Annotated in this window: 17 protein-coding genes; 9 read left to right on the top strand and 8 right to left on the bottom strand. The window is 71.3% G+C overall.

What is annotated here, in order from left to right; genetic code table 11:
- A partial coding sequence (locus tag AOJ26_RS22625) for an SDR family NAD(P)-dependent oxidoreductase (protein ID WP_159044365.1) occupies positions 1 to 181 on the bottom strand: 181 nt, incomplete at its 3' end.
- A gap of 54 nt (positions 182 to 235) precedes the next feature.
- Between AOJ26_RS22625 and AOJ26_RS22630 the strand changes: the two genes are divergently transcribed.
- From AOJ26_RS22630 to AOJ26_RS22645, 4 genes are read left to right on the top strand one after another with little or no spacing between them, the layout of a single operon-like run.
- Complete coding sequence (locus tag AOJ26_RS22630; RefSeq protein ID WP_053850166.1) at positions 236 to 979, top strand: enoyl-CoA hydratase family protein; 744 nt, start codon at positions 236 to 238, stop codon at positions 977 to 979.
- Complete coding sequence (locus AOJ26_RS22635) at positions 976 to 1797, top strand: CoA transferase subunit A (RefSeq protein WP_053850167.1); 822 nt, start codon at positions 976 to 978, stop codon at positions 1795 to 1797. Before AOJ26_RS22630 ends, AOJ26_RS22635 begins: the two co-directional genes overlap by 4 nt.
- Entirely contained in the window at positions 1778 to 2494 is a 717-nt protein-coding gene (locus AOJ26_RS22640; RefSeq protein ID WP_053850168.1) for a CoA-transferase subunit beta, read from the top strand. Before AOJ26_RS22635 ends, AOJ26_RS22640 begins: the two co-directional genes overlap by 20 nt.
- Positions 2494 to 3543 carry an NAD(P)H-dependent flavin oxidoreductase gene (locus tag AOJ26_RS22645; protein WP_053850169.1) on the top strand — a complete coding sequence of 350 codons (1050 nt, stop codon included), beginning with the start codon at positions 2494 to 2496 and terminating at the stop codon, positions 3541 to 3543. Before AOJ26_RS22640 ends, AOJ26_RS22645 begins: the two co-directional genes overlap by 1 nt.
- Here the strand turns inward: AOJ26_RS22645 and AOJ26_RS22650 are convergent.
- Genes AOJ26_RS22650 through AOJ26_RS22660 form a run of 3 tightly spaced genes read right to left on the bottom strand, consistent with a single transcriptional unit; the run spans position 3527 to position 6112 of the window.
- Entirely contained in the window at positions 3527 to 4684 is a 1158-nt protein-coding gene (locus AOJ26_RS22650) for an acetyl-CoA C-acetyltransferase (RefSeq protein WP_053850170.1), read from the bottom strand. The two genes, AOJ26_RS22645 and AOJ26_RS22650, sit on opposite strands and share 17 nt — an antisense overlap.
- A gap of 17 nt (positions 4685 to 4701) precedes the next feature.
- A complete protein-coding gene (locus AOJ26_RS22655) occupies positions 4702 to 5316 on the bottom strand; it encodes a TetR/AcrR family transcriptional regulator (RefSeq protein ID WP_053850180.1) in 615 nt (204 codons plus the stop codon).
- A gap of 13 nt (positions 5317 to 5329) precedes the next feature.
- A complete protein-coding gene (locus tag AOJ26_RS22660; protein WP_053850171.1) occupies positions 5330 to 6112 on the bottom strand; it encodes an SDR family oxidoreductase in 783 nt (260 codons plus the stop codon).
- Between the two features lie 48 nt (positions 6113 to 6160).
- On the opposite strand from AOJ26_RS22660, the gene AOJ26_RS22665 reads away from it, so the two are divergent.
- Positions 6161 to 7291, top strand: a complete 1131-nt coding sequence (locus AOJ26_RS22665) for an acyl-CoA dehydrogenase family protein (protein ID WP_053850172.1) — start codon at positions 6161 to 6163, stop codon at positions 7289 to 7291.
- Positions 7291 to 8247: an acyl-CoA dehydrogenase family protein gene (locus tag AOJ26_RS22670; protein ID WP_053850173.1), complete on the top strand. Its 957-nt coding sequence runs from the start codon at positions 7291 to 7293 to the stop codon at positions 8245 to 8247. Before AOJ26_RS22665 ends, AOJ26_RS22670 begins: the two co-directional genes overlap by 1 nt.
- On the opposite strand, the gene AOJ26_RS22675 is transcribed toward AOJ26_RS22670, so the two are convergent.
- Complete coding sequence (locus tag AOJ26_RS22675) at positions 8225 to 9859, bottom strand: cytochrome b (RefSeq protein WP_053850174.1); 1635 nt, start codon at positions 9857 to 9859, stop codon at positions 8225 to 8227. The genes AOJ26_RS22670 and AOJ26_RS22675 overlap by 23 nt on opposite strands.
- Before the next feature lie 192 nt (positions 9860 to 10051).
- Between AOJ26_RS22675 and AOJ26_RS22680 the strand changes: the two genes are divergently transcribed.
- A complete protein-coding gene (locus tag AOJ26_RS22680) occupies positions 10052 to 10969 on the top strand; it encodes a rhomboid family intramembrane serine protease (RefSeq protein ID WP_053850175.1) in 918 nt (305 codons plus the stop codon).
- A complete protein-coding gene (locus tag AOJ26_RS22685) occupies positions 10966 to 11907 on the top strand; it encodes a chitosanase (protein ID WP_053850176.1) in 942 nt (313 codons plus the stop codon). Before AOJ26_RS22680 ends, AOJ26_RS22685 begins: the two co-directional genes overlap by 4 nt.
- 112 nt (positions 11908 to 12019) lie before the next feature.
- Here the strand turns inward: AOJ26_RS22685 and AOJ26_RS22690 are convergent, their stop codons facing one another.
- From AOJ26_RS22690 to AOJ26_RS22700, 3 genes are all read right to left on the bottom strand, one after another.
- Entirely contained in the window at positions 12020 to 13480 is a 1461-nt protein-coding gene (locus AOJ26_RS22690) for a glutamate synthase subunit beta (protein ID WP_053850177.1), read from the bottom strand.
- The gene (gltB, locus tag AOJ26_RS22695) at positions 13473 to 18089 is read right to left on the bottom strand and encodes a glutamate synthase large subunit (RefSeq protein WP_078959995.1); all 4617 of its coding nucleotides are present in this window, start codon (positions 18087 to 18089) and stop codon (positions 13473 to 13475) included. Before gltB ends, AOJ26_RS22690 begins: the two co-directional genes overlap by 8 nt.
- A 380-nt stretch (positions 18090 to 18469) precedes the next feature.
- Positions 18470 to 19201, bottom strand: a complete 732-nt coding sequence (locus AOJ26_RS22700) for a VIT1/CCC1 transporter family protein (protein ID WP_053850178.1) — start codon at positions 19199 to 19201, stop codon at positions 18470 to 18472.
- Between the two features lie 287 nt (positions 19202 to 19488).
- Here AOJ26_RS22700 and AOJ26_RS22705 point away from each other — a divergent pair, with 287 nt between their 5' ends.
- On the top strand, positions 19489 to 20586 hold the full coding sequence (locus AOJ26_RS22705) for an ADP-ribosylglycohydrolase family protein (protein ID WP_053850179.1): 1098 nt from the start codon (positions 19489 to 19491) through the stop codon (positions 20584 to 20586).
- The last annotated feature ends 5 nt before the right edge of the window (positions 20587 to 20591 follow it).

Here is a 20591-nt window from a genome sequence, read left to right on the forward strand (position 1 = left end):
GTACCGCGTCGCCGTCCCGGACGTCCAGCTCCACGAACCGCCCTGCCGGCGAGGGCACTTCGGGCGGTCTGCGCGCGCAGACGACGACGTCCGCCCCCGCCTGCGCGAAGGAGCGGGCGATCCCGGCTCCGACCCCGCGCGTCCCGCCGGTGACGACCACGACCCTCCCGTTCAGCTCCATTCACCGCTACCCTTCACCTAACAAACGTTTGGTGGAAAGGTAGCTGATGCGGCCATGGGTGTCTCCACCTCGTCCCCGGAAAAGGGGATCGTCCTGGTCGGGGTCGACTTCCCGCCGGTGAACGCCCTCCCGGTGGACGGCTGGTTCGCCCTGGCCGACGCCGTGCGCGCGGCGGGCCGCGATCCGCAGGTCAGATGTGTGGTGCTGACGGCCGAGGGGCGCGGCTTCAACGCGGGCGTGGACATCAAGGAGATCCAGAAGCGCGGCCCGGCCGCCCTCGTGGGCGCCAACCGCGGCTGCTTCGAGGCCTTCTCGGCGGTCTACGACTGCGAGGTGCCCGTGGTGGCGGCCGTGCAGGGCTTCTGCCTGGGCGGGGGCGTCGGCCTGGCGGGCAACGCGGACGTGGTCGTGGCGAGCGAGGACGCCGTCTTCGGCCTGCCCGAACTGGACCGCGGGGCCCTCGGCGCGGCCACCCACCTGGCCCGGCTGGTGCCCCAGCACCTCATGCGCGCCCTGTACTTCACCTCCCGCACCGTCACCGCCGCCGAACTGCACCGGCACGGCTCGGTGTGGAGGGTCGTCCCGCGGGACGAACTGGCCGCCACCGCCCTGGAGTCGGCCCGCGAGATCGCCGCGAAGGACGGCGAGCTGCTGCGTCTGGCCAAGGCCGCCATCAACGGCATCGATCCGGTCGACGTCCGCCGCAGCTACCGCCACGAGCAGGGCTTCACCTACGAGGCGAGCGTCAGCGGGGTCGCCGACCGGGTCCGTGACAGGTTCGGCAGGGAGGCGGAGTGAGCGACAAGACCATGACGGCCGACGAGGTCGTCTCCGAGCTGCGCAGCGGCATGACCCTCGGCATCGGCGGCTGGGGTTCGCGCCGCAAGCCGATGGCGCTGGTGCGCGCGCTGCTGCGCTCGGACGTCACCGACCTGACGGTCGTCTCGTACGGCGGCCCGGACGTCGGCATGCTCGCCGCCGCGGGGCGCGTCCGCAAGCTCGTCACCGCCTTCGTCACCCTCGACTCGATCCCCCTCGAACCCCACTACCGGGCGGCCCGCGAGGCCGGTGCGTTCGAGCTCACGGAGATCGACGAGGCGATGTTCATGTGGGGCCTGCACGCGGCCGCGAACCGGCTGCCGTTCCTGCCGGTGCGGACGGCGATCGGCTCGGACGTCATGCGGGTCAACCCGGACCTGCGGACGGTGACCTCGCCCTACGCCGACCAGGAGACGTTCGTGGCCGTGCCCGCGCTCCGCATGGACGCCGCCCTGGTGCACGTGAACCGCGCCGACAAGCTGGGCAACGGCCAGTGCCTCGGCCCCGACCCCTACTTCGACGACCTGTTCTGCGAGGCGGCCGACACCGCGTACCTCTCCTGCGAACGGATCGTGGACACCGCCGAGTTGACCAAGGCGGCACCGCCGCAGTCGCTGCTGGTCAAGCGGCACACGGTCACCGGCGTGGTCGAGGCTCCGGGCGGCGCGCACTTCACCTCCTGCGCCCCCGACTACGACCGGGACGAGACCGTGCAGCGGGAGTACGCGACCACGCCCTGGCCGGAGTTCGCCGCACGGTACCTCGGGGGAGGACTCCATGACCGCGACCCGGAGTGAGTACTGCGTGATCGCCTGCGCCGAGGCCTGGCGGGACGCGGGTGAGATCCTGGCGAGCCCGATGGGGCTGGTCCCCTCGGTCGGCGCCCGGCTCGCCCGCCTCACCTTCTCCCCCGACCTGCTGCTCACCGACGGCGAGGCCCTGCTGGTCCGCCCGGACGGCACGCCCGAGGGCTGGCTGCCCTACCGGCAGCATCTCGCCCTGGTCACCGGCGGGCGGCGGCACGTGATGATGGGTGCGAGCCAGATCGACCGGTACGGCAACCAGAACATCTCCTGCATCGGCGACTGGGCGAGACCGGCACGCCAGCTGCTCGGGGTGCGGGGCGCACCGGTCAACACCTTGAACAACCCCACCAGTTACTGGATCCCCAGGCACTCCCGCCGGGTGTTCGTGGAGAAGGTCGACATGGTGTGCGGGGTGGGGTACGACCGTGCCGCCGGGGCACGCTTCCACCGCATCCCCCGGGTCGTCACCGACCTGGCTGTCCTCGACTTCGCCGGCCCGGACCACTCGATGCGGCTGGCCTCGCTGCATCCGGGCGTCACCGTGGCACAGGTGCGGGAGGCCACCGGTTTCGATCTGGCGGTCCCCGACGAGGTGCCCTACACGCGCGAACCGACCGCCCGTGAACTGGAGTTGATCCGCGAGGTGATCGATCCGCACAACACCCGGGCCCGGGAGGTGGCCGGCTGATGGAGACCGCGCTCACCCGGCTGACCGGCGTCCGCCATCCGATCGTGCAGACCGGGATGGGGTGGGTGGCGGGCCCCCGCCTGGTCTCCGCCGCGGCGAACGCGGGCGCGCTCGGCGTCCTGGCCTCCGCGACCATGACCCTGGACCAGCTCCGGGACGCCGTGCGGGAGGTGCGGTCCCGTACCGACGCGCCCTTCGGGGTCAATCTGCGGGCCGACGCGGCGGACGCCGGGGACCGGGTGCGGGTGATCGTCGACGAGGGCGTGCGGGTGGCGTCCTTCGCCCTGGCACCCTCGGCCGAGCTGATCGGCACGCTCAAGGAGGCGGGGGTGGTCGTCGTCCCGTCCGTCGGGGCGCGGCGGCACGCGGAGAAGGTCGCGGCCTGGGGCGCGGACGCGGTGATCGTGCAGGGCGGGGAGGGCGGCGGGCACACCGGGGAGGTGGCGACGACCGTGCTGCTGCCGCAGGTGGTGGACGCGGTGGACATCCCGGTCGTGGCGGCGGGCGGCTTCTTCGACGGGCGGGGCCTGGTCGCGGCGCTGGCGTACGGGGCGGCGGGCGTCGCCATGGGCACGCGGTTCCTGCTCACCTCGGACTCGACGGTGCCGGACGCGGTGAAGGCACGCTATCTGGCGGCGACGGTCCGGGACGTGACGGTGACGAGGGCGGTGGACGGCCTGCCGCACCGGATGCTCCGCACGGACCTGGTGGACTCCCTGGAACGGGCGGGCCGGGCACGCGCCCTGCTGCGGGCCGCCCGGCACGCGGCCGCCTTCCGCCGCTTCTCCGGCCTGACGTGGCGCCGGCTCCTGCGCGACGGCCGCGCGATGCGCCACGGCAAGGACCTCACCTGGAGCCAGGTCCTCCTCGCCGCCAACACCCCCGTGCTCCTCAGGTCGGCGATGGTGGACGGCCGCACGGATCTGGGGGTGATGGCCTCCGGGCAGGTCGCCGGGGTGATCGACGACCTGCCGTCGTGCGCGGAGCTGGTGGAGCGGATCATGAAGGAGGCGGAGGAGGTCCTCCAGCGCCTCACAGCCTCTCGATGACCGTCACGTTCGCCTGTCCCCCGCCCTCGCACATCGTCTGGAGGCCGAACCGGCCCCCCGTGCGCTCCAGTTCGTGCAGCAGGGTCGTCATCAGCTTCACACCCGTCGCCCCCAGCGGATGGCCGAGGGCGATCGCGCCGCCGTTGACGTTGACCTTGTCCGGGTCGGCCCCCGTCTCCTTCAGCCAGGCCAGCACCACCGGCGCGAAGGCCTCGTTGATCTCGACGAGGTCGATGTCGTCGATGGTGAGACCGGTCTTCTTCAGGGCGTGCGCGGTGGCCGGGATGGGGGCGGTGAGCATGCGGATGGGATCCTCGCCGCGCACGGAGAGGTGGTGCACGCGCGCGCGGGGCGTGAGGCCGTGTTCGCGTACCGCCCGCTCCGAGGCAAGCAGCATGGCCGCCGCCCCGTCGGAGACCTGCGAGGAGCAGGCCGCGGTGATGGTGCCGCCGTCGATCACCGGCTTCAGCCCGGCCATCTTCTCCAGCGAGGTGTCCCGGCGGGGGCCCTCGTCGACCGCGACCGGACCGTAGGCCACCGTCTCGCGCTCGAAGCGCCCCTCGTCGATGGCCCGCAGCGCCCGCCGGTGGGACCGCAGCGCGAACTCCTCCTGGTCCTGGCGGCTGATCCCCCACTTCCCGGCGATCATCTCGGCGCCGACGAACTGGTTCACCGCCCGGTCCCCGTACCGCGCCCGCCACCCCTCGCTGCCCGCGAAGGGGCCCTGGGTCAGCCCGAGCGGCTCGGCGGCCTGCCGGGTCGCGAAGGCGATCGGGATCATCGACATGTTCTGCACCCCGCCGGCGACCACGAGGTCCTGCGTCCCGGACAGCACGCCCTGCGCGGCGAAGTGCACGGCCTGCTGCGAGGACCCGCACTGCCGGTCCACGGTCACCCCGGGCACCTCCTCGGGCAGCCCGGCCGCGAGCCACGCGGTCCGCGCGATGTCCCCGGCCTGCGGCCCGACCGCGTCGAGGCAGCCGAAGACGACGTCCTCCACGGCGCCGGGATCGACCCCGGCCCGCTCGACCAGCGACTTCAGCACGTGGGCGCCCAGATCGGCCGGGTGGACCCCGCTCAGTCCTCCCCCGCGTCGCCCTACGGGCGTACGGACCGCTTCGACGATGTAGGCCTCGGCCATGGCGACTCCCCAGTGGGTTACGTGCGTACGGCGATCCCGTCCAGCACCATCGACAGGTACTGCCGGGCGATCTCCTCCGGGCTGTGCTGTCCGCCGGGCCGGTACCAGGACGCGGCGACCCACACGGTGTCGCGCACGAACCGGTAGGTCAGCCGGACGTCGAGGTCGGCCCGGAACACCTCGGCCGCGACCCCGCGCTCCAGCGTGGACAGCCAGGCCTTCTCGAACCTGCGCTGCGACTCGGCGAGGAACGCGAACCGCTCCTGCGCCACCAGGTGCCTGCTCTCCTTCTGGTAGATCGCGACGGCGGCCCGGTGCCGGTCGATCTCCCGGAACGACTCGGTGACCAGGGCCTCCAGCGTCTCGCGCGGGCCGAGTTCGGCGCTCAGGACGGTGTCGTAGCCTTCCCAGAGCTCGTCGAGGAAGGTCCGCAGGATCTCCTCCAGCATCGACTCCTTGGAGTCGAAGTGGTAGTAGAGGCTGCCCGCGAGCATGCCCGCGTGGTCCGCGATCTTGCGTACGGTCGTGGCGTTGTAGCCCTGTTCGGCGAAGACCTCGGCGGCGGTGTCGAGGAGTTCACGGCGGCGCGCGGGGGCGGCGGCGCTCACCTGGGGCGTCTTCTTGGTCGGCACATCGTCCATTGTCCTAGGCGTGTTGGCTGCTGACGGCGACGACCTCGCCCGTCATGTACGAGGAGTAGCCGGACGCCAGGAACACGATCACGTTGGCCACCTCCCAGGGCTCGGCGTACCGCCCGAAGGCCTCGCGCGCGGTGAGCTCCTCCAGCAGCTCGGCCGAGGTGACCTTCACCAGGTGCGGATGCATGGCGAGGCTGGGCGACACGGCGTTGACGCGGACGCCGTACCGGGCCGCTTCCAGGGCCGCGCACCGGGTGAGCGCCATGACCCCGGCCTTGGCGGCGGCGTAGTGGGCCTGTCCGGCCTGGGCGCGCCAGCCGACGACGGAGGCGTTGTTGACGATCACCCCGCCGGTGTCCCGCATCCGCCGCAGGGCCGCGCGGGTGCAGCGGAAGGTGCCGTTCAACGTGACGTCCAGGACCCGGGTCCACTGGTCGTCGGTCATGTCGACGAGCTCCGAAGTGCCGCCCAGGCCCGCGTTGTTGACGACGATGTCGAGTCGCCCGTGATTGCGGACGGCCGTGTCGAAGAGTGCTCCCACCTGGGTCTCGTCGGTGACGTCGCACGCCAGGGACGTCACCGTGCCACGGAACTCGCGGGCCAGGGCCGCCGCGCACTCCTTCAGGCGCCGCTCGTGCGCGTCGCTGATCAGGACGTGCGCGCCCTCCTCCAGGAAGCGGCGCGCGGTCGCCCCGCCGATGCCCGCACCGGCGGCTGCGGTGACGACGGCGGTGCGTCCCGCCAGCAGCCCGTGCCCCGGCTCGTACGCCGGACTCTCGACGCCTGTCATGGCGCCACGCTAACCTACCAAACACTTGTTAGGGAAGGACGGGTGTCCATGGATCTGGCGTTCACGCAGGAGGACGATGCCTTCCGTGCTCAGGCCCGGGCGTGGCTGCGCGCACATGTGCCCGCCACTCCCCTGCCGTCCCTGGAGACCCGGGAGGGCTTCGCGGCCCACCGCGCCTGGGAGGCCGAACTGGCCGCGGACCGCTGGTCGGTGGTCGACTGGCCCGTCGAGTACGGCGGCCGGGACTCCGGGCTGGTCCGCTGGCTGGTCTTCGAGGAGGAGTACTACGCGGCCGGTGCGCCCGGCCGCGTCGGCCAGAACGGCGTCAGCCTGCTCGCCCCGACCCTCTTCGACCACGGCACGGCGGAGCAACGCGCGCGCGTGCTGCCGTCGATGGCCACCGGCGAGGTGGTCTGGGCGCAGGCCTGGTCGGAGCCGGAGGCGGGCTCGGACCTGGCTTCCTTGCGTTCCAAGGGGGTGCGCACGGACGGCGGCTGGCTGCTCGGCGGGCAGAAGACCTGGTCCTCCCGGGCGGTCTTCGCGGACCGCGCCTTCGGGCTCTTCCGCACCGACCCGGACGCCCCGAGCCCCCATCAGGGCCTGACCTACCTGATGTTCGACCTGCGGGCACCCGGTGTCACCGTCCGCCCGATCCGCCGCCTCGACGGCAAGCCGGCCTTCGCCGAGCTCTTCCTGGACGAGGTGTTCGTGCCGGACGAGGACGTCATCGGCGAGCCCGGCCAGGGCTGGCGGATCGCGATGTCGGCGGCGGGCAACGAACGCGGTCTGATGCTGCGCTCACCGGGCCGCTTCCTGGCGGGCGCCGACCGGCTGTTCGCGCTCTGGACGTCCCTCGACGCCCCACCGGCCACCCGGGACCGGGTCGCGGACGCCCTGATCGGAGCCCGCGCCTACCAGCTCTTCACCTACGCGGCCGCCGCCCGTGTCCTGGACGGCGAGCGGCTCGGCCCCGAGTCCAGTCTGAACAAGGTCTTCTGGTCCGAGTACGACATCGCGCTCACCGAGACGGCCCTGGATCTCCTCGGCGAGGAAGAGGACCCGGAGTGGTCCGAGCGCTATGTCTTCGCCCTCGCCGGCCCGATCTACGCCGGCACCAACGAGATCCAGCGCGACATCATCGCCGAACGCCTGCTGGGTCTGCCGAAGGGACGCCGCTGATGCGCTTCCTCCCCGACGCCGGGCAGCGCGACTTCGCCGCCTCCCTGAACGCGATGCTCTCGGCCGCCGGCACCCCGTCCGTCGTACGGGACTGGAGCCGGGGCGACCACACCGGCGGACGCGCGCTGTGGGGCCGTATCGCCGATGCGGGGGTGTTCGCCCTGGCAGTGCCCGAGGCATACGGCGGACTGGGACCGCGCCCTCTCGAACTCACCCTGGCGTTCGTTGAGTTGGGGCGGCACGCGGTACCGGGTCCCTTGGTGGAGACCGTGACGGCGGCGGCACTGCTCACCGCACCGGACGCGGCGAAGCGACTGCTCCCGGCGCTGGCCGCGGGAGAGACGATGGCCACCGTTTCCCGTGACGGCGGGTACGCCCTGGACGGCCAGGCAGCGGACGTCCGTCTCTCCCTGACCGCCGAGGGCCTGTACTTCGCCCCCGGCCACGGCCCGGTGCGTCCCTCGCTCGACCCCGCCCGCCGGTTCACCGCGCTGGCACCGGGCGGCGAACTGCTCACCGCGCACCCGCCCGTCACCGCCGCCCTCCTCATCGCCCGCCTCACCACCGCCGCCCAGGCCCTCGGCGTGGGCCTCGCCCTCCTCGACCGGACCGTCTCGTACGTGAAGGGGCGCACCCAGTTCGGCGTGCCCATCGGCTCCTTCCAAGCGGTCAAGCACCAACTGGCGGACGCGAGGATCGCGTTGGAGTTCGCGCGTCCCCTGCTCCTCGGCGCCGCCCTGACGATGACCGCGGAGGACGTCGCCGCCGCCAAGGTCACGGCGTGCGAGGCGGCGTACCGGACGGCCCGTACCGCGCTCCAGCTCCACGGCGCGATCGGGTACACGGCGGAGTACGACCTGTCCCTGTGGCTCACCAGGGCCCGCGCCCTGCGCACCGCCTGGGGCAGCCCCGACGAGTGCCGTGCCACCGTCCTCAGTGGTGGTCGCCGCTGGTGATCTCCCGGAACTCCTCCGCCGTCGGCTTGGCGATCCGCGTGTCGGGCCCGAACATGGCCCGCGCGAGCCCGGCCCGCACCCGCTGGGAGCGCCTGACCGGCCGCCGCACCCCGTTGGCGTCGACCAACGGACCGATCTCGTACGGCGGTTCCTGCTCGTGCTGGGTGAGGGTGTGCAGCTGTGCCTGCGAGAGGGGCTCGTGGACCTCGACGAACTCCCCGTGCGGGAGCCGCCTGATGGTGCCGGTCTCCCGCCCGTGCAGCACCTTGTCCCGGTCCCGGCGCTGGAGCCCGAGACACACGCGCTTGGTGACCACGAAGGCGAGCACCGGCACCACGAACACGGAGACCCGCACGAACCAGGTGATCGCGTTGATGGACAGGTGCAGATGCGTGGCCACGATGTCGTTGCCGCCGCCGATCAGCAGCACCACGTACAGGCTCAGCCAGGCGACCCCGAGGCCCGTGCGGACGGGGGCGTTGCGCGGCCGGTCCAGGATGTGGTGCTCGCGCCTGTCCCCGGTGACCCACGCCTCGACGAAGGGGTACACCCCGATCGCGAGCAGGATCAGCGGGAAGAGGGAGAAGGGGATGAAGACGCCCGGTTCCAGGGTGTGGCCCCAGAAGTTGATCTCCCATCCCGGCATCACCCGGATCAGCCCCTCGGAGAAGCCGAGGTACCAGTCGGGCTGGGCGCCGGTGGTCACCAGGTGCGGGCTGTACGGCCCGAACGCCCACACGGGGTTGATCTGGGCGAGCCCGCCCATGAGGGCCAGCACCCCGAAGGTCAGGAAGAAGAAGCCGCCCGCCTTGGCCATGTAGACCGGCAGGAACGGCATGCCGACCACGGACCTGTTGTCGCGGCCGGGCCCCGGGTACTGGGTGTGCTTGTGGTAGAAGACCAGGATCAGATGGGCGACCACCAGGCCGAGCATGATCCCGGGCAGCACCAGGACGTGGATCGGGAAGAGCCTCGGGATGATGTCGTGGCCGGGGAACTCCCCGCCGAACAGGAAGAACGACAGGTACGTCCCGACGATCGGGATCGACAGGATCGCCCCGTCGGCGAAGCGGATGCCGGTGCCGGAGAGCAGGTCGTCGGGGAGGGAGTAGCCGGTCAGGCCGGTGATGATGCCGAGGAACAGCAGGGTCCAGCCGAACACCCAGTTGAGCTCGCGCGGCTTGCGGAAGGCACCGGTGAAGAACACCCGCATCATGTGCACGAGCATGCCGGTGACGAAGACGAGTGCCGCCCAGTGGTGGATCTGCCGGATCAGCAGGCCGCCGCGCACGTCGAAGCTGATGTCGAGCGTGGACTCGTAGGCCCGGGTCATCACCACGCCGTTGAGGGGCTCGTAGGAGCCGTGGTACACGACCTCGACGCCGCTGGGCTCGAAGAACAGCGTGAGGTAGACGCCCGTGAGGATCAGGATGAGGAAGCTGTAGAGGCAGACCTCGCCCAGCATGAACGACCAGTGGTCCGGGAAGACCTTGCGCATGTTGGCCTTGGCCAGCGCGTACAGGCCGAGGCGCCCGTCCGCCCAGTCGGCGAGCTTCTCGCCCTTGCCGGCCTCGGACCGGGCCGCCTGGTTCACCGATCGTGCGCCGTCCATATGTCGTCGCCTCCCCGTCGGATCACTGTCAGAGTGCCACGGCGGTACGGCGCAGCCAACGGGGCGGACACGGCCCGGCGGATGATCACGACCAGGGCCCCGCCGCTCCGCGCCCTCACCCGCGTTCGCTATTTTGTTCGCTGCCGACCCCACCGGCTCGATCATCGTCACCGCCACTTCGAGGAGCCGGCCGTGGAGCCCGAATCCACCGTCACCACCTGCTACCGCCATCGCACGGTGGAGTCCCACGTCCGCTGCACCCGCTGCGAGCGGTACATCTGCCCGGACTGCATGCGGGAGGCGGCCGTGGGCCACCAGTGCCCCGAGTGCGTACGGGAGGGGGCGCGGTCGGTGCGGCAGGCCCGGACCGTGTTCGGCGGGCGGATCACGGCCGTGCCCCTGGTGACGTACGTCCTCATCGGCCTCAACGTCCTGGCCTACGCCGGTGAACTCGTGCGCCCGGCGATCGTGGACCGGTTCGAGATGCTGGGCGTCGGTCTGGTGGGCCCGGACGGCGGCCACTACGTGTGGCAGGCCTCCCACCCCGACGCCTTCCACGCCGTGGGGGTCGCCGACGGCGAGTGGTACCGGCTGCTGACCGGTGCGTTCCTCCATCTGCCGCCCACCGAGGGCACGTTCGGGATCCTGCACATCGTGATGAACATGGTGTCGCTGTGGAACATCGGCCGCGTGGTGGAGACCCAGCTCGGGCGGGTCCGCTACCTCGCCCTCTACCTGCTGTCGGCGCTCGGCGGCTCGGTCCTCGTCCTGCTGCTCGCGCCCGCCGAGCCCACGCTCGGCGCGTCCGGCGCGATCTTCGGACTCGGCGCCGCCTACTGGGTGATGGCCCGCCGGCTCGGCGCCGACATGGCCCAGGTCAACCGCTTCATGACGGGCCTGCTGCTGTGGCTGGTGCTCTCCGCGTGGCTGACGTCCTGGCAGGGCCACCTCGGCGGGCTGCTCGCCGGAGCCGCCGTCACCCTCGCCTACGCGTACGCTCCCCGGGACGGCCGTCGCACCCTGGTCCAGGCGGGCGCGTGCGCCGTACTGCTGGTGGTGCTCCTGGTGTCCGCCTGGGCCAAGGTCACCGAACTGACGGGAGCAGTGTGAGACGCGCCCGCCTGCTGCTCCTCGCGGCCGTCCCCGCACTCGTCACGGCGTCGGTCTACCTCCTCACGCCCGAGGACTCCGGCGCCGACGGAGCGGGGCCCGACCTCTCCTCCGCCTACCGGTCGCAGACGGCCGAGGACGCCAGGAGCGCTCAGGGCGCCAAGTCGTGGGCCGAGCGGCCCGCGGGCGCCAGGAGTGCGGAGGACGACCTGGTCGTCACCGCCCTGCCGCCCGGGCTGGCCGCGCCCGGCAAGAAGGAACTCGCCCAGCAGCTCGTGGCGAGCGCCGAGAACTCCACCCTCGACTGGCGCAGCGCCTACGCCTACATCGAGGACATCGGCGACGGCCAGGGCTACACCGCCGGCATCATCGGCTTCTGCACCGGCACCAACGACCTGCTCACCCTCGTCGAGGACTACACGAAGGCCCACCCCGGCAACGGTCTGGCGCGGTACCTGCCCGCGCTGCGCGCGGTCGACGGCACGGACTCCCACGAGGGCCTGGACCCGGGTTTCCCGGCCGCCTGGAAGGCGGAGGCCGAGGTCCCGGCCTTCCAGAAGGCGCAGGACTCGGCCCGCGACCGGGTGTACTTCGATCCCGCGGTCCGTCTCGCCAAGCTCGACGGACTCGGCTCCCTCGGCCAGTTCGCCTACTACGACGCCATGGTCTTCCACGGCCCCGGCACCGACGCCACCGGCTTCTACGGCATCCGCGAACGCGCCCTCCGCCAGGCCGACAGCCCAACAGAGGGCGGCTCGGAGAAGGACTACCTGGACACCTTCCTCGACATCCGCGCGGACGCCATGCGCACCCGCGACGCGGACATCGACACCACCCGCGTGGACACCGCCCAACGGCGCTTCCTCGACGAGGGGAACCTGGAGCTGCGGACCCCGCTGACCTGGCAGGTGTACGGGGAGACGTTCGAGGTGCCGTAGGAGAGGTGCCGTACGAGCGCATGCGACGGCGCCTGCCTCCGGTCCGGTCGGGGACGTGGAGGCAGGCGCCGTCAGTGTTCCGTACGCCTTTGTACGGGACGCTCGGTGGCCGTCAGACCATCAGGGACCGGTCGGTCGGCCGGATGGGCGCGGGCAGTTCGCTCGCACCGGTCAGGAAGCGGTCGCAGCCGCGGGCGGCCGAACGGCCCTCCGCGATCGCCCACACGATGAGCGACTGGCCGCGGCCGGCGTCACCGGCGACGAAGACGCCCGGCACGTTGGTCTGGAAGTCGGCGTCGCGGGCGATGTTGCCGCGCTCGTCGAGCTCCAGGCCGAACTGCTCGACCAGGCCGTTCTCCCGGTCGGTGCCGGTGAAGCCCATCGCGAGGGTGACGAGCTGGGCGGGGATCTTGCGCTCCGTGCCCGGCTTCGGGGTCAGCTTGCCGTCGATGAACTCGACCTCGCTGAGGTGCAGCCACTGGACGTTGCCGTCCTCGTCGCCCTCGAAGTGGGTCGTCGACACGGAGTAGACCCGCTCGCCGCCCTCCTCGTGCGCGGAGGTGACCTTGTACAGCATCGGGAAGGTCGGCCACGGCTGGTGCGGGGCACGCTCCTCGCCCGGGCGGGGCATGATCTCCAGCTGCGTCACCGAGGCGGCGCCCTGGCGGTGGGCGGTGCCCACGCAGTCGGCGCCGGTGTCGCCGCCGCCGATGACCACGACGTGCTTGCCCTCGGCGGAGATCGGGGAGGTGACGTAGTCGCCCTCCTGGACCTTGTTCGCCAGCGGCAGGTACTCCATGGCCTGGTGGATGCCCTTGAGCTCGCGGCCGGGGACCGGGAGGTCACGCGCGGTGGTGGCGCCGGCGGCGATGACGACGGCGTCGTACCGCTTCTTCAGGTCGGTCGCCTTGAGGTCGCGGCCGATCTCGATGCCGGTACGGAAGCGGGTGCCCTCCGCGCGCATCTGCTCGATACGGCGGTTGATGTGCCGCTTCTCCATCTTGAACTCGGGGATGCCGTACCGGAGGAGGCCTCCGACGCGGTCCGCGCGCTCGTAGACGGCGACGGTGTGACCGGCCCGGGTCAGCTGCTGGGCGGCGGCGAGACCGGCGGGTCCCGACCCGATGACCGCGACGGTCTTGCCGGACAGGCGCTCGGGGATCTGCGGCGCCACGTCACCGGTGTCCCACGCCTTGTCGATGATCGAGACCTCGACGTTCTTGATGGTGACCGGCGGCTGGTTGATGCCGAGCACACACGCCGACTCGCAGGGAGCCGGGCACAGCCGCCCCGTGAACTCGGGGAAGTTGTTCGTCGCGTGCAGGCGCTCCGAGGCCGCCGCCCAGTCCTCGCGGTAGGCGTAGTCGTTCCACTCGGGGATGAGGTTCCCGAGCGGACAGCCGTTGTGGCAGAACGGGATGCCGCAGTCCATGCAGCGGCTGGCCTGCTTGCTGATGATCGGCAGCAGGGAGCCGGGGACGTAGACCTCGTTCCAGTCCTTCAGACGGACGTCGACGGGGCGGGACTTGGCGACCTCACGGCCGTGGTTCAGGAAGCCCTTCGGGTCAGCCATTGATCGCCGCCTCCATCATCTTCTCGGTGATCTCGGACTCGGAGAGTCCCGCCTGCTCGGCGGCGTCCTTGGCGGCGAGCACTGCCTTGTACGTGCTGGGGATGATCTTGCTGAAGCGCTCGACCCCTCCTCCAGGGGTGTCCCACTCGGCGAGCAGCTTCTCGGCGACCGTGGAGCCGGTCTCCTCCTGGTGGCGGCGCACCACGTCGTGCAGCCACTGCTTGTCGGCGTCGTCCAGCGCCTCCACGGCGTTCACGTTGCCGATGTTGACGTTGTCGCGGTCCAGGTCGATCACGTAGGCGATGCCGCCGGACATGCCGGCCGCGAAGTTGCGGCCCGTCTCGCCGAGGACCACCGCGTGACCGCCGGTCATGTACTCGCAGCCGTGGTCGCCCACGCCCTCCGAGACCACCAGCGCACCGGAGTTGCGGACACAGAACCGCTCACCGGTACGGCCGCGCAGGAACAGCTCGCCGCCGGTCGCGCCGTAGGCGATGGTGTTGCCTGCGATCGTCGAGTACTCGGCGAGGTGGTCGGCGCCCCGGTCGGGACGGACGATCACGCGGCCGCCGGAGAGGCCCTTGCCGACGTAGTCGTTGGCGTCGCCCTCCAGGCGCAGCGTGACACCGCGCGGCAGGAAGGCGCCGAAGGACTGGCCGGCCGAGCCCGTGAAGGTGATGTCGATGGTGTCGTCGGGCAGACCCGCGCCACCGAACTTCTTGGTCACCTCGTGGCCGAGCATGGTGCCGACCGTGCGGTTGATGTTGCGGATCGCGACCTGGGCGCGCACCGGCTGGGCGTCGGTCGCCGAGTCGGCGGCCAGGGCGTCGGCGGCGAGCTTGATGAGCTCGTTGTCGAGCGCCTTCTCCAGGCCGTGGTCCTGCTCGATCAGCTGGTGGCGCACCGCGCCCTCGGGCAGCTCGGGCACGTGGAACAGCGGCTCCAGGTCCAGGCCCTGTGCCTTCCAGTGATTGACCGCGCGGGTCACGTCGAGGGTCTCGGCGTGGCCGACGGCCTCCTCGATGGAGCGGAAGCCCAGCTCGGCGAGGATCTCGCGGACCTCCTCGGCGATGAACTTGAAGAAGTTCACGACGTACTCGGCCTTGCCGGTGAACCGGTCGCGGAGCACCGGGTTCTGGGTGGCGATGCCGACGGGGCAGGTGTCCAGGTGGCAGACGCGCATCATGACGCAGCCGGAGACGACGAGCGGCGCGGTCGCGAAACCGAACTCCTCGGCGCCGAGCAGCGCGGCGATGACGACGTCCCGGCCGGTCTTGAGCTGGCCGTCGGTCTGGACGACGATCCGGTCGCGCAGGCCGTTGAGCAGCAGGGTCTGCTGGGTCTCGGCGAGACCGAGCTCCCAGGGACCGCCGGCGTGCTTGAGGGAGGTCAGCGGGGAGGCACCCGTACCACCGTCGTGACCGGAGATCAGCACGACGTCCGCGTGGGCCTTCGACACACCCGCCGCGACCGTGCCGACGCCGACCTCGGAGACCAGCTTCACGTGGATCCGCGCCTGCGGGTTCGCGTTCTTCAGGTCGTGGATCAGCTGGGCCAGGTCCTCGATCGAGTAGATGTCGTGGTGCGGCGGCGGGGAGATCAGGCCGACACCCGGGGTCGAGTGCCGGGTCCTGGCGACCCACGGGTAGACCTTGTGGCCGGGCAGCTGGCCGCCCTCGCCGGGCTTGGCGCCCTGGGCCATCTTGATCTGGATGTCGTCCGCGTTGACCAGGTACTCGGAGGTCACACCGAAGCGGCCGGAGGCGACCTGCTTGATGGACGACCTGCGGGCCGGGTCGTACAGGCGCTCCGGGTCCTCACCGCCCTCACCGGTGTTGGACTTGCCGCCCAGCTGGTTCATGGCGATGGCGAGGGTCTCGTGCGCCTCCTTGGAGATGGAGCCGTACGACATGGCGCCGGTGGAGAAGCGCTTGACGATCTCGGAGACCGGCTCGACCTCGTCGACGGGGATCGGCCGGCGGTCGGACTTGAAGCCGAAGAGTCCGCGGAGCGTCATGAGCCGCTCGGACTGCTCGTTCACACGGTCCGTGTACTTCTTGAAGATGTCGTAGCGGCCCGCGCGCGTGGAGTGCTGGAGGCGGAAGACCGTCTCCGGGTCGAACAGGTGCGGCTCGCCCTCGCGGCGCCACTGGTACTCGCCGCCTATCTCCAGCGCGCGGTGCGCCGGCGCGATGCCGCTCGCCGGGTACGCCTTGGCGTGCCGGGCGGCGACCTCCTTGGCGATGACGTCGATGCCGACGCCGCCGATCTTGGAGGCGGTACCGCTGAAGTACTTCTGGACGAAGCCCTCTTCGAGACCGACGGCCTCGAAGACCTGGGCGCCGCGGTAGGAGGCGACGGTCGAGATGCCCATCTTCGACATGACCTTCAGTACGCCCTTGCCCAGGGCGTAGATCAGGTTGCGGATGGCCTGCTCGGGCTCCAGGCCGTTCAGGAAGGTGCCCGCGCGCAGGAGGTCCTCGACGGACTCCATGGCGAGGTAGGGGTTCACGGCCGCGGCGCCGAAGCCGATCAGCAGGGCGACGTGGTGGACCTCGCGGACGTCACCGGCCTCGACCAGCAGGCCCACCTGGGTGCGCTGCTTGGTGCGGATGAGGTGGTGGTGGACGGCCGCGGTGAGCAGCAGCGACGGGATCGGCGCGTGCTCGGCGTCCGAGTGGCGGTCGGAGAGCACGATCAGCCGGGCGCCGTTGGCGATGGCGGCGTCGGCCTCGGCGCAGATCTCCTCGATGCGGGCGGCGAGGGAGTCGCCGCCGCCGGAGACCCGGTACAGGCCGGAGAGGGTCGCGGCCTTGAAGCCGGGCATGTCGCCGTCGGCGTTGATGTGGATGAGCTTGGCCAGCTCGTCGTTGTCGATCACCGGGAAGGGCAGCACGACGGAGCGGCAGGAGGCGGCGCTCGGGTCGAGCAGGTTGCCCTGCGGGCCCAGCGAGGAGCGCAGGCTGGTCACCAGCTCTTCGCGGATCGCGTCCAGCGGCGGGTTGGTGACCTGCGCGAACAGCTGGGTGAAGTAGTCGAAGAGCAGCCGCGGGCGCTCGCTCAGCGCGGCGATCGGCGAGTCGGTGCCCATCGAACCGATCGGCTCGGCACCGGCCTTGGCCATCGGCGCGAGCAGGACGCGCAGCTCCTCCTCGGTGTAGCCGAAGGTCTGCTGGCGGCGGGTGACCGAGGCGTGGGTGTGCACGATGTGCTCGCGCTCGGGCAGGTCGCCGAGCTCGATCTCGCCGGCCTCCAGCCACTCCGCGTACGGCTGCTCGGCGGCGAGACCGGCCTTGATCTCGTCGTCCTCGATGATGCGGTGCTCGACGGTGTCCACGAGGAACATCCGGCCGGGCTGGAGACGGCCCTTGCGGACCACCTTGGCGGGGTCGATGTCGAGGACGCCGACCTCGGAGCCGAGGACGACGAGGCCGTCGTCGGTGACCCAGTAGCGGCCGGGGCGGAGGCCGTTGCGGTCGAGGACCGCGCCGACCTGCTTGCCGTCGGTGAAGGTGACGCAGGCCGGACCGTCCCAGGGCTCCATCAGGTTGGAGTGGAACTGGTAGAAGGCGCGGCGGGCCGGCTCCATGGAGTCGTGGTTCTCCCACGCCTCCGGGATCATCATCAGCACGGAGTGCGGCAGCGAACGGCCGCCCAGGTGCAGGAGTTCGAGGACCTCGTCGAAGGACGCCGAGTCGGAGGCGTCCGGCGTACAGATCGGGAAGACGCGCTCGATGGCCTGGGCGTCGTTGCCGAACAGGTCGGAGACCAGCTGCGACTCGCGGGCCGCCATCCAGTTGCGGTTGCCCTTGACGGTGTTGATCTCACCGTTGTGCGCGACAAAGCGGTACGGGTGCGCGAGCGGCCACGACGGGAAGGTGTTCGTGGAGAACCGGGAGTGCACGAGCGCGATCGCGGAGGCGAAGCGGCGGTCGGACAGGTCCGGGAAGAAGGGCTCCAGCTGACCGGTGGTCAGCATGCCCTTGTAGACGATGGTCCGCGCGGACAGCGAGGGGAAGTACACGTCGACCTCGCGCTCGGCGCGCTTGCGCAGCACGAAGGCCTTGCGGTCGAGGTCGATGTCCGTGGCAGGCGCGGCGGAACCGTCGGTCACGAAGACCTGGCGGAAGACCGGCATCGTCGAGCGGGCGGTCGCGCCGAGCAGTTCGGGAGCGACCGGAACCTCACGCCACCCGAGAACCGTGAGGCCCTCTTCGCCGGCGATCGTCTCGATCTTCGAGACGGCGTCCTCGGTGCCGTCCTCCGGCAGGAAGGCGATGCCGACGGCGTACGCACCGGCCGCGGGCAGCTCGAAGCCGGCGACCTCACGGAAGAAGGCGTCCGGAACCTGGGACAGGATGCCCGCGCCGTCACCCGAGTCGGGCTCGGAGCCGGTGGCACCGCGGTGCTCCAGGTTGCGCAGAACCGTGAGCGCCTGCTCGACCAGCGCATGGCTCGCCTCGCCGGTGAGGGTGGCCACGAAACCGACGCCACAGGCGTCCTTCTCGTTGCGGGGGTCGTACATACCCTGCGCAGCAGGGCGAGCATCCATGAAGGACCACTTCTGGCCATTCGTGGAGTGCTGGGACGGCTGGCGCGGCGTACGCATCGGCTCTCCCGTCGTCGTCAATTGGCATATTTCAAATTGCCGAGGGACGACGTTGGCCCTCTGCGTGAGTGCAAAATTTCGTGCAGGTTACATGATGGAGCGGATCTCGGGAACCGGATACTCCGTTCCAACATGCGGACGCCACGCGGTGCGAGGGGGGTACCGCACACGTGGCCTGAAGTATGTGGGGGCCGAGCCGGACCGATCGGTCAGATCATGGTCCGTCGACCCAAGGGGCGGTGAAGGCGTCGTCGCCGACCCCGCGAGTGCGCCGCAAGCGTCATTGCCCACAGTGCTTACGGCTCATTCCCAACGGTGATGCCGCCGAAACCAGCGAGTAACGGCTACTTATGCGGCCCAACGCATAAGTAGCGGTGGCACTATCCTACGGCCGTTCCGAACAAACTGCCCAGGGCGTACGTCACACCGGCCGCCGCGCCTCCCAGGGCGAGCTGCCGCAGTCCGCTGTACCACCAGGTCCGCGCGGTCACCCTGGCCACCACGGCACCGCAGGCGAACAGTCCGACGAGGGCGAGCAGCACGGCGGGCCACAGCGCGGTCGCGCCGAGCAGGTACGGCAGGACGGGGAGCAGGGCGCCCAGGGCGAAGGAGCCGAAGCTGGACACGGCGGCGACCAGCGGCGAGGGCAGGTCGCCCGGGTCGATCCCCAGCTCCTCCCGGGCGTGGATCTCCAGGGCCTGCTCGGGATCCTTCGACAACTGCCGGGCGACCTCCCTGGCCAGCTCGGGTTCGACGCCCCGGCCCTCGTACAGGGCGGCCAGCTCGGCCTCCTCGTCCTGCGGGTGCTTCCGCAGCTCCCGGCGCTCCACGTCCAGCTCGGCCTCGACCAGCTCGCGCTGGGAGGCGACGGAGGTGTACTCACCGGCGGCCATGGAGAAGGCACCCGCGGCGAGCCCGGCCAGCCCGGTCAGCACGATGGTGTGCTGACCGACGGCGCCGCCCGCGACCCCGGACATCAGGGCGAGGTTGGAGACCAGCCCGTCCATGGCGCCGAAGACGGCGGGCCTGAGCCAGCCGCCGTTGACGTCCCGGTGGGTGTGGTTGTCGCGGTGCGCCTCGTGGAGGGGCGCTTCGATGTCGATGACGGCCATTCCGGTTCCCCCAGGGAAGCTAAGCCAAAGCTAACTTTGGACACGTTCTAATTCTTAACAACGCCCACAGTACGTCGCTCCATTCCCGGCCGCCAGCAAGGAAAGGCTGGGCTAACCTGCGGTTTTACCTTTCGAATGCGCAGACGATCATGGTGCTGCTCAGATGTCGACCGGGTGACGTTGGAGGCAGGGAGGCTCAGGTCAACCGCCGACGGTGGGACATATGCGGCAAAAGGTTCCGCGCCTGGCGGGAACCTCCCCTGCTCCCCGTTGTGGAGAGGCCGCGCATGACATCGATCGCCCGCGTTCCCTCGGTCCCGCCACCCCAGGACACCGCCGAACTCCGCGAGCGGGCCCGCGGCGCCCTGCTGGGCCTGGCGGTCGGGGACGCCCTCGGGGCCCCCGCCGAGAACATGAAGCCCTCGCAGATCCGCGCCCGCTGGGGCCGTATCGAGGGCTACGTGACGGACGAACCGGCCGGCACGGACGACACGGAGTACGCGATCTTCTCCGGCCTGCTCCTCGCCCGCCACGGCTCGGCCCTCACCCCCGCCCATGTGGAGACCGCCTGGCACGAGTGGATCGCGGATCGCGACGAGGGCCCGTTCCGCGGAGCCGGTTTCAGCGAACGCGGCACCCTGGAGAACCTCCGCCGGGGCCTGGCCGCCCCCATCTCCGCCCAGCACCGCCACGCCTGGAGCGACGGCCTGGCCATGCGGGCGGCCCCCTTCGGGGTCTTCGCGGCGGGCCGTCCCGCGGAGGCCGCCCGCCTGGTGGCCGTCGACGGCTCGGTGAGCCACGACGGCGAGGGCATCTACGGCGGCCAGGCGGTCGCGGCGGGAGTGGCGGCGGCGATGGCGGGCGCCCCCACGATCGCCGTCGTCACCTCCGCGCTCGCAGTGATCCCGGACGACAGCTGGACGGCGAGGTCCTTGAGGAGGGCGGTGGCGGTGGCCCACCGGGGCGAACTCGCCGTCCGCTCCTCCGTCGTCATCGGCGGCTATCCCTGGACCGACCTGGCCCCGGAGGCGGTGGCCCTCGCCTTCGGCGCGTACGCGGCGGCGGACGGCGACTTCCGGGAGGCGGTGCTGACGGCCGTGAACATGGGCCGGGACGCGGACACGACGGCGGCGGTGGCGGGGGCGCTGGCGGGAGCGACGAGGGGCGCGTCGGCGATCCCGGCCGAGTGGGCCGCGGCGATCGGCCCGGCGAAGGGCAGTTGCCTGCCGTCGATGGCGGGCCACCACGTGCTGGACGTGGCCGAGTTGCTGGTGTCGGGCGAGGACGGCAAGTGGGCGACGACCGGCCTCGCCCAGGAGTGGCCCCCACCCGACCCGGACGCCTTCACCCTGGCAGCGGGCAACGACCCGGGAGCGGACCGGTGAGGCCC

The sequence above is a fragment of the Streptomyces sp. NRRL B-24085 genome, from assembly GCF_001282115.1.
GTDB lineage: Bacteria > Actinomycetota > Actinomycetes > Streptomycetales > Streptomycetaceae > Streptomyces.

Coding starts and splice junctions, on each gene's coding strand:
- AOJ26_RS22630 (WP_053850166.1), top strand. CDS start 236: ATGGGTGTCTCCACCTCGTCCCCGGAAAAGGGGATCGTCCTGGTCGGG.
- AOJ26_RS22640 (WP_053850168.1), top strand. CDS start 1,778: ATGACCGCGACCCGGAGTGAGTACTGCGTGATCGCCTGCGCCGAGGCC.
- AOJ26_RS22645 (WP_053850169.1), top strand. CDS start 2,494: ATGGAGACCGCGCTCACCCGGCTGACCGGCGTCCGCCATCCGATCGTG.
- AOJ26_RS22650 (WP_053850170.1), bottom strand. CDS start 4,684: ATGGCCGAGGCCTACATCGTCGAAGCGGTCCGTACGCCCGTAGGGCGA.
- AOJ26_RS22660 (WP_053850171.1), bottom strand. CDS start 6,112: ATGACAGGCGTCGAGAGTCCGGCGTACGAGCCGGGGCACGGGCTGCTG.
- AOJ26_RS22665 (WP_053850172.1), top strand. CDS start 6,161: ATGGATCTGGCGTTCACGCAGGAGGACGATGCCTTCCGTGCTCAGGCC.
- AOJ26_RS22670 (WP_053850173.1), top strand. CDS start 7,291: ATGCGCTTCCTCCCCGACGCCGGGCAGCGCGACTTCGCCGCCTCCCTG.
- AOJ26_RS22675 (WP_053850174.1), bottom strand. CDS start 9,859: ATGGACGGCGCACGATCGGTGAACCAGGCGGCCCGGTCCGAGGCCGGC.
- AOJ26_RS22690 (WP_053850177.1), bottom strand. CDS start 13,480: ATGGCTGACCCGAAGGGCTTCCTGAACCACGGCCGTGAGGTCGCCAAG.
- gltB (WP_078959995.1), bottom strand. CDS start 18,089: ATGCGTACGCCGCGCCAGCCGTCCCAGCACTCCACGAATGGCCAGAAG.
- AOJ26_RS22700 (WP_053850178.1), bottom strand. CDS start 19,201: ATGGCCGTCATCGACATCGAAGCGCCCCTCCACGAGGCGCACCGCGAC.
- AOJ26_RS22705 (WP_053850179.1), top strand. CDS start 19,489: ATGACATCGATCGCCCGCGTTCCCTCGGTCCCGCCACCCCAGGACACC.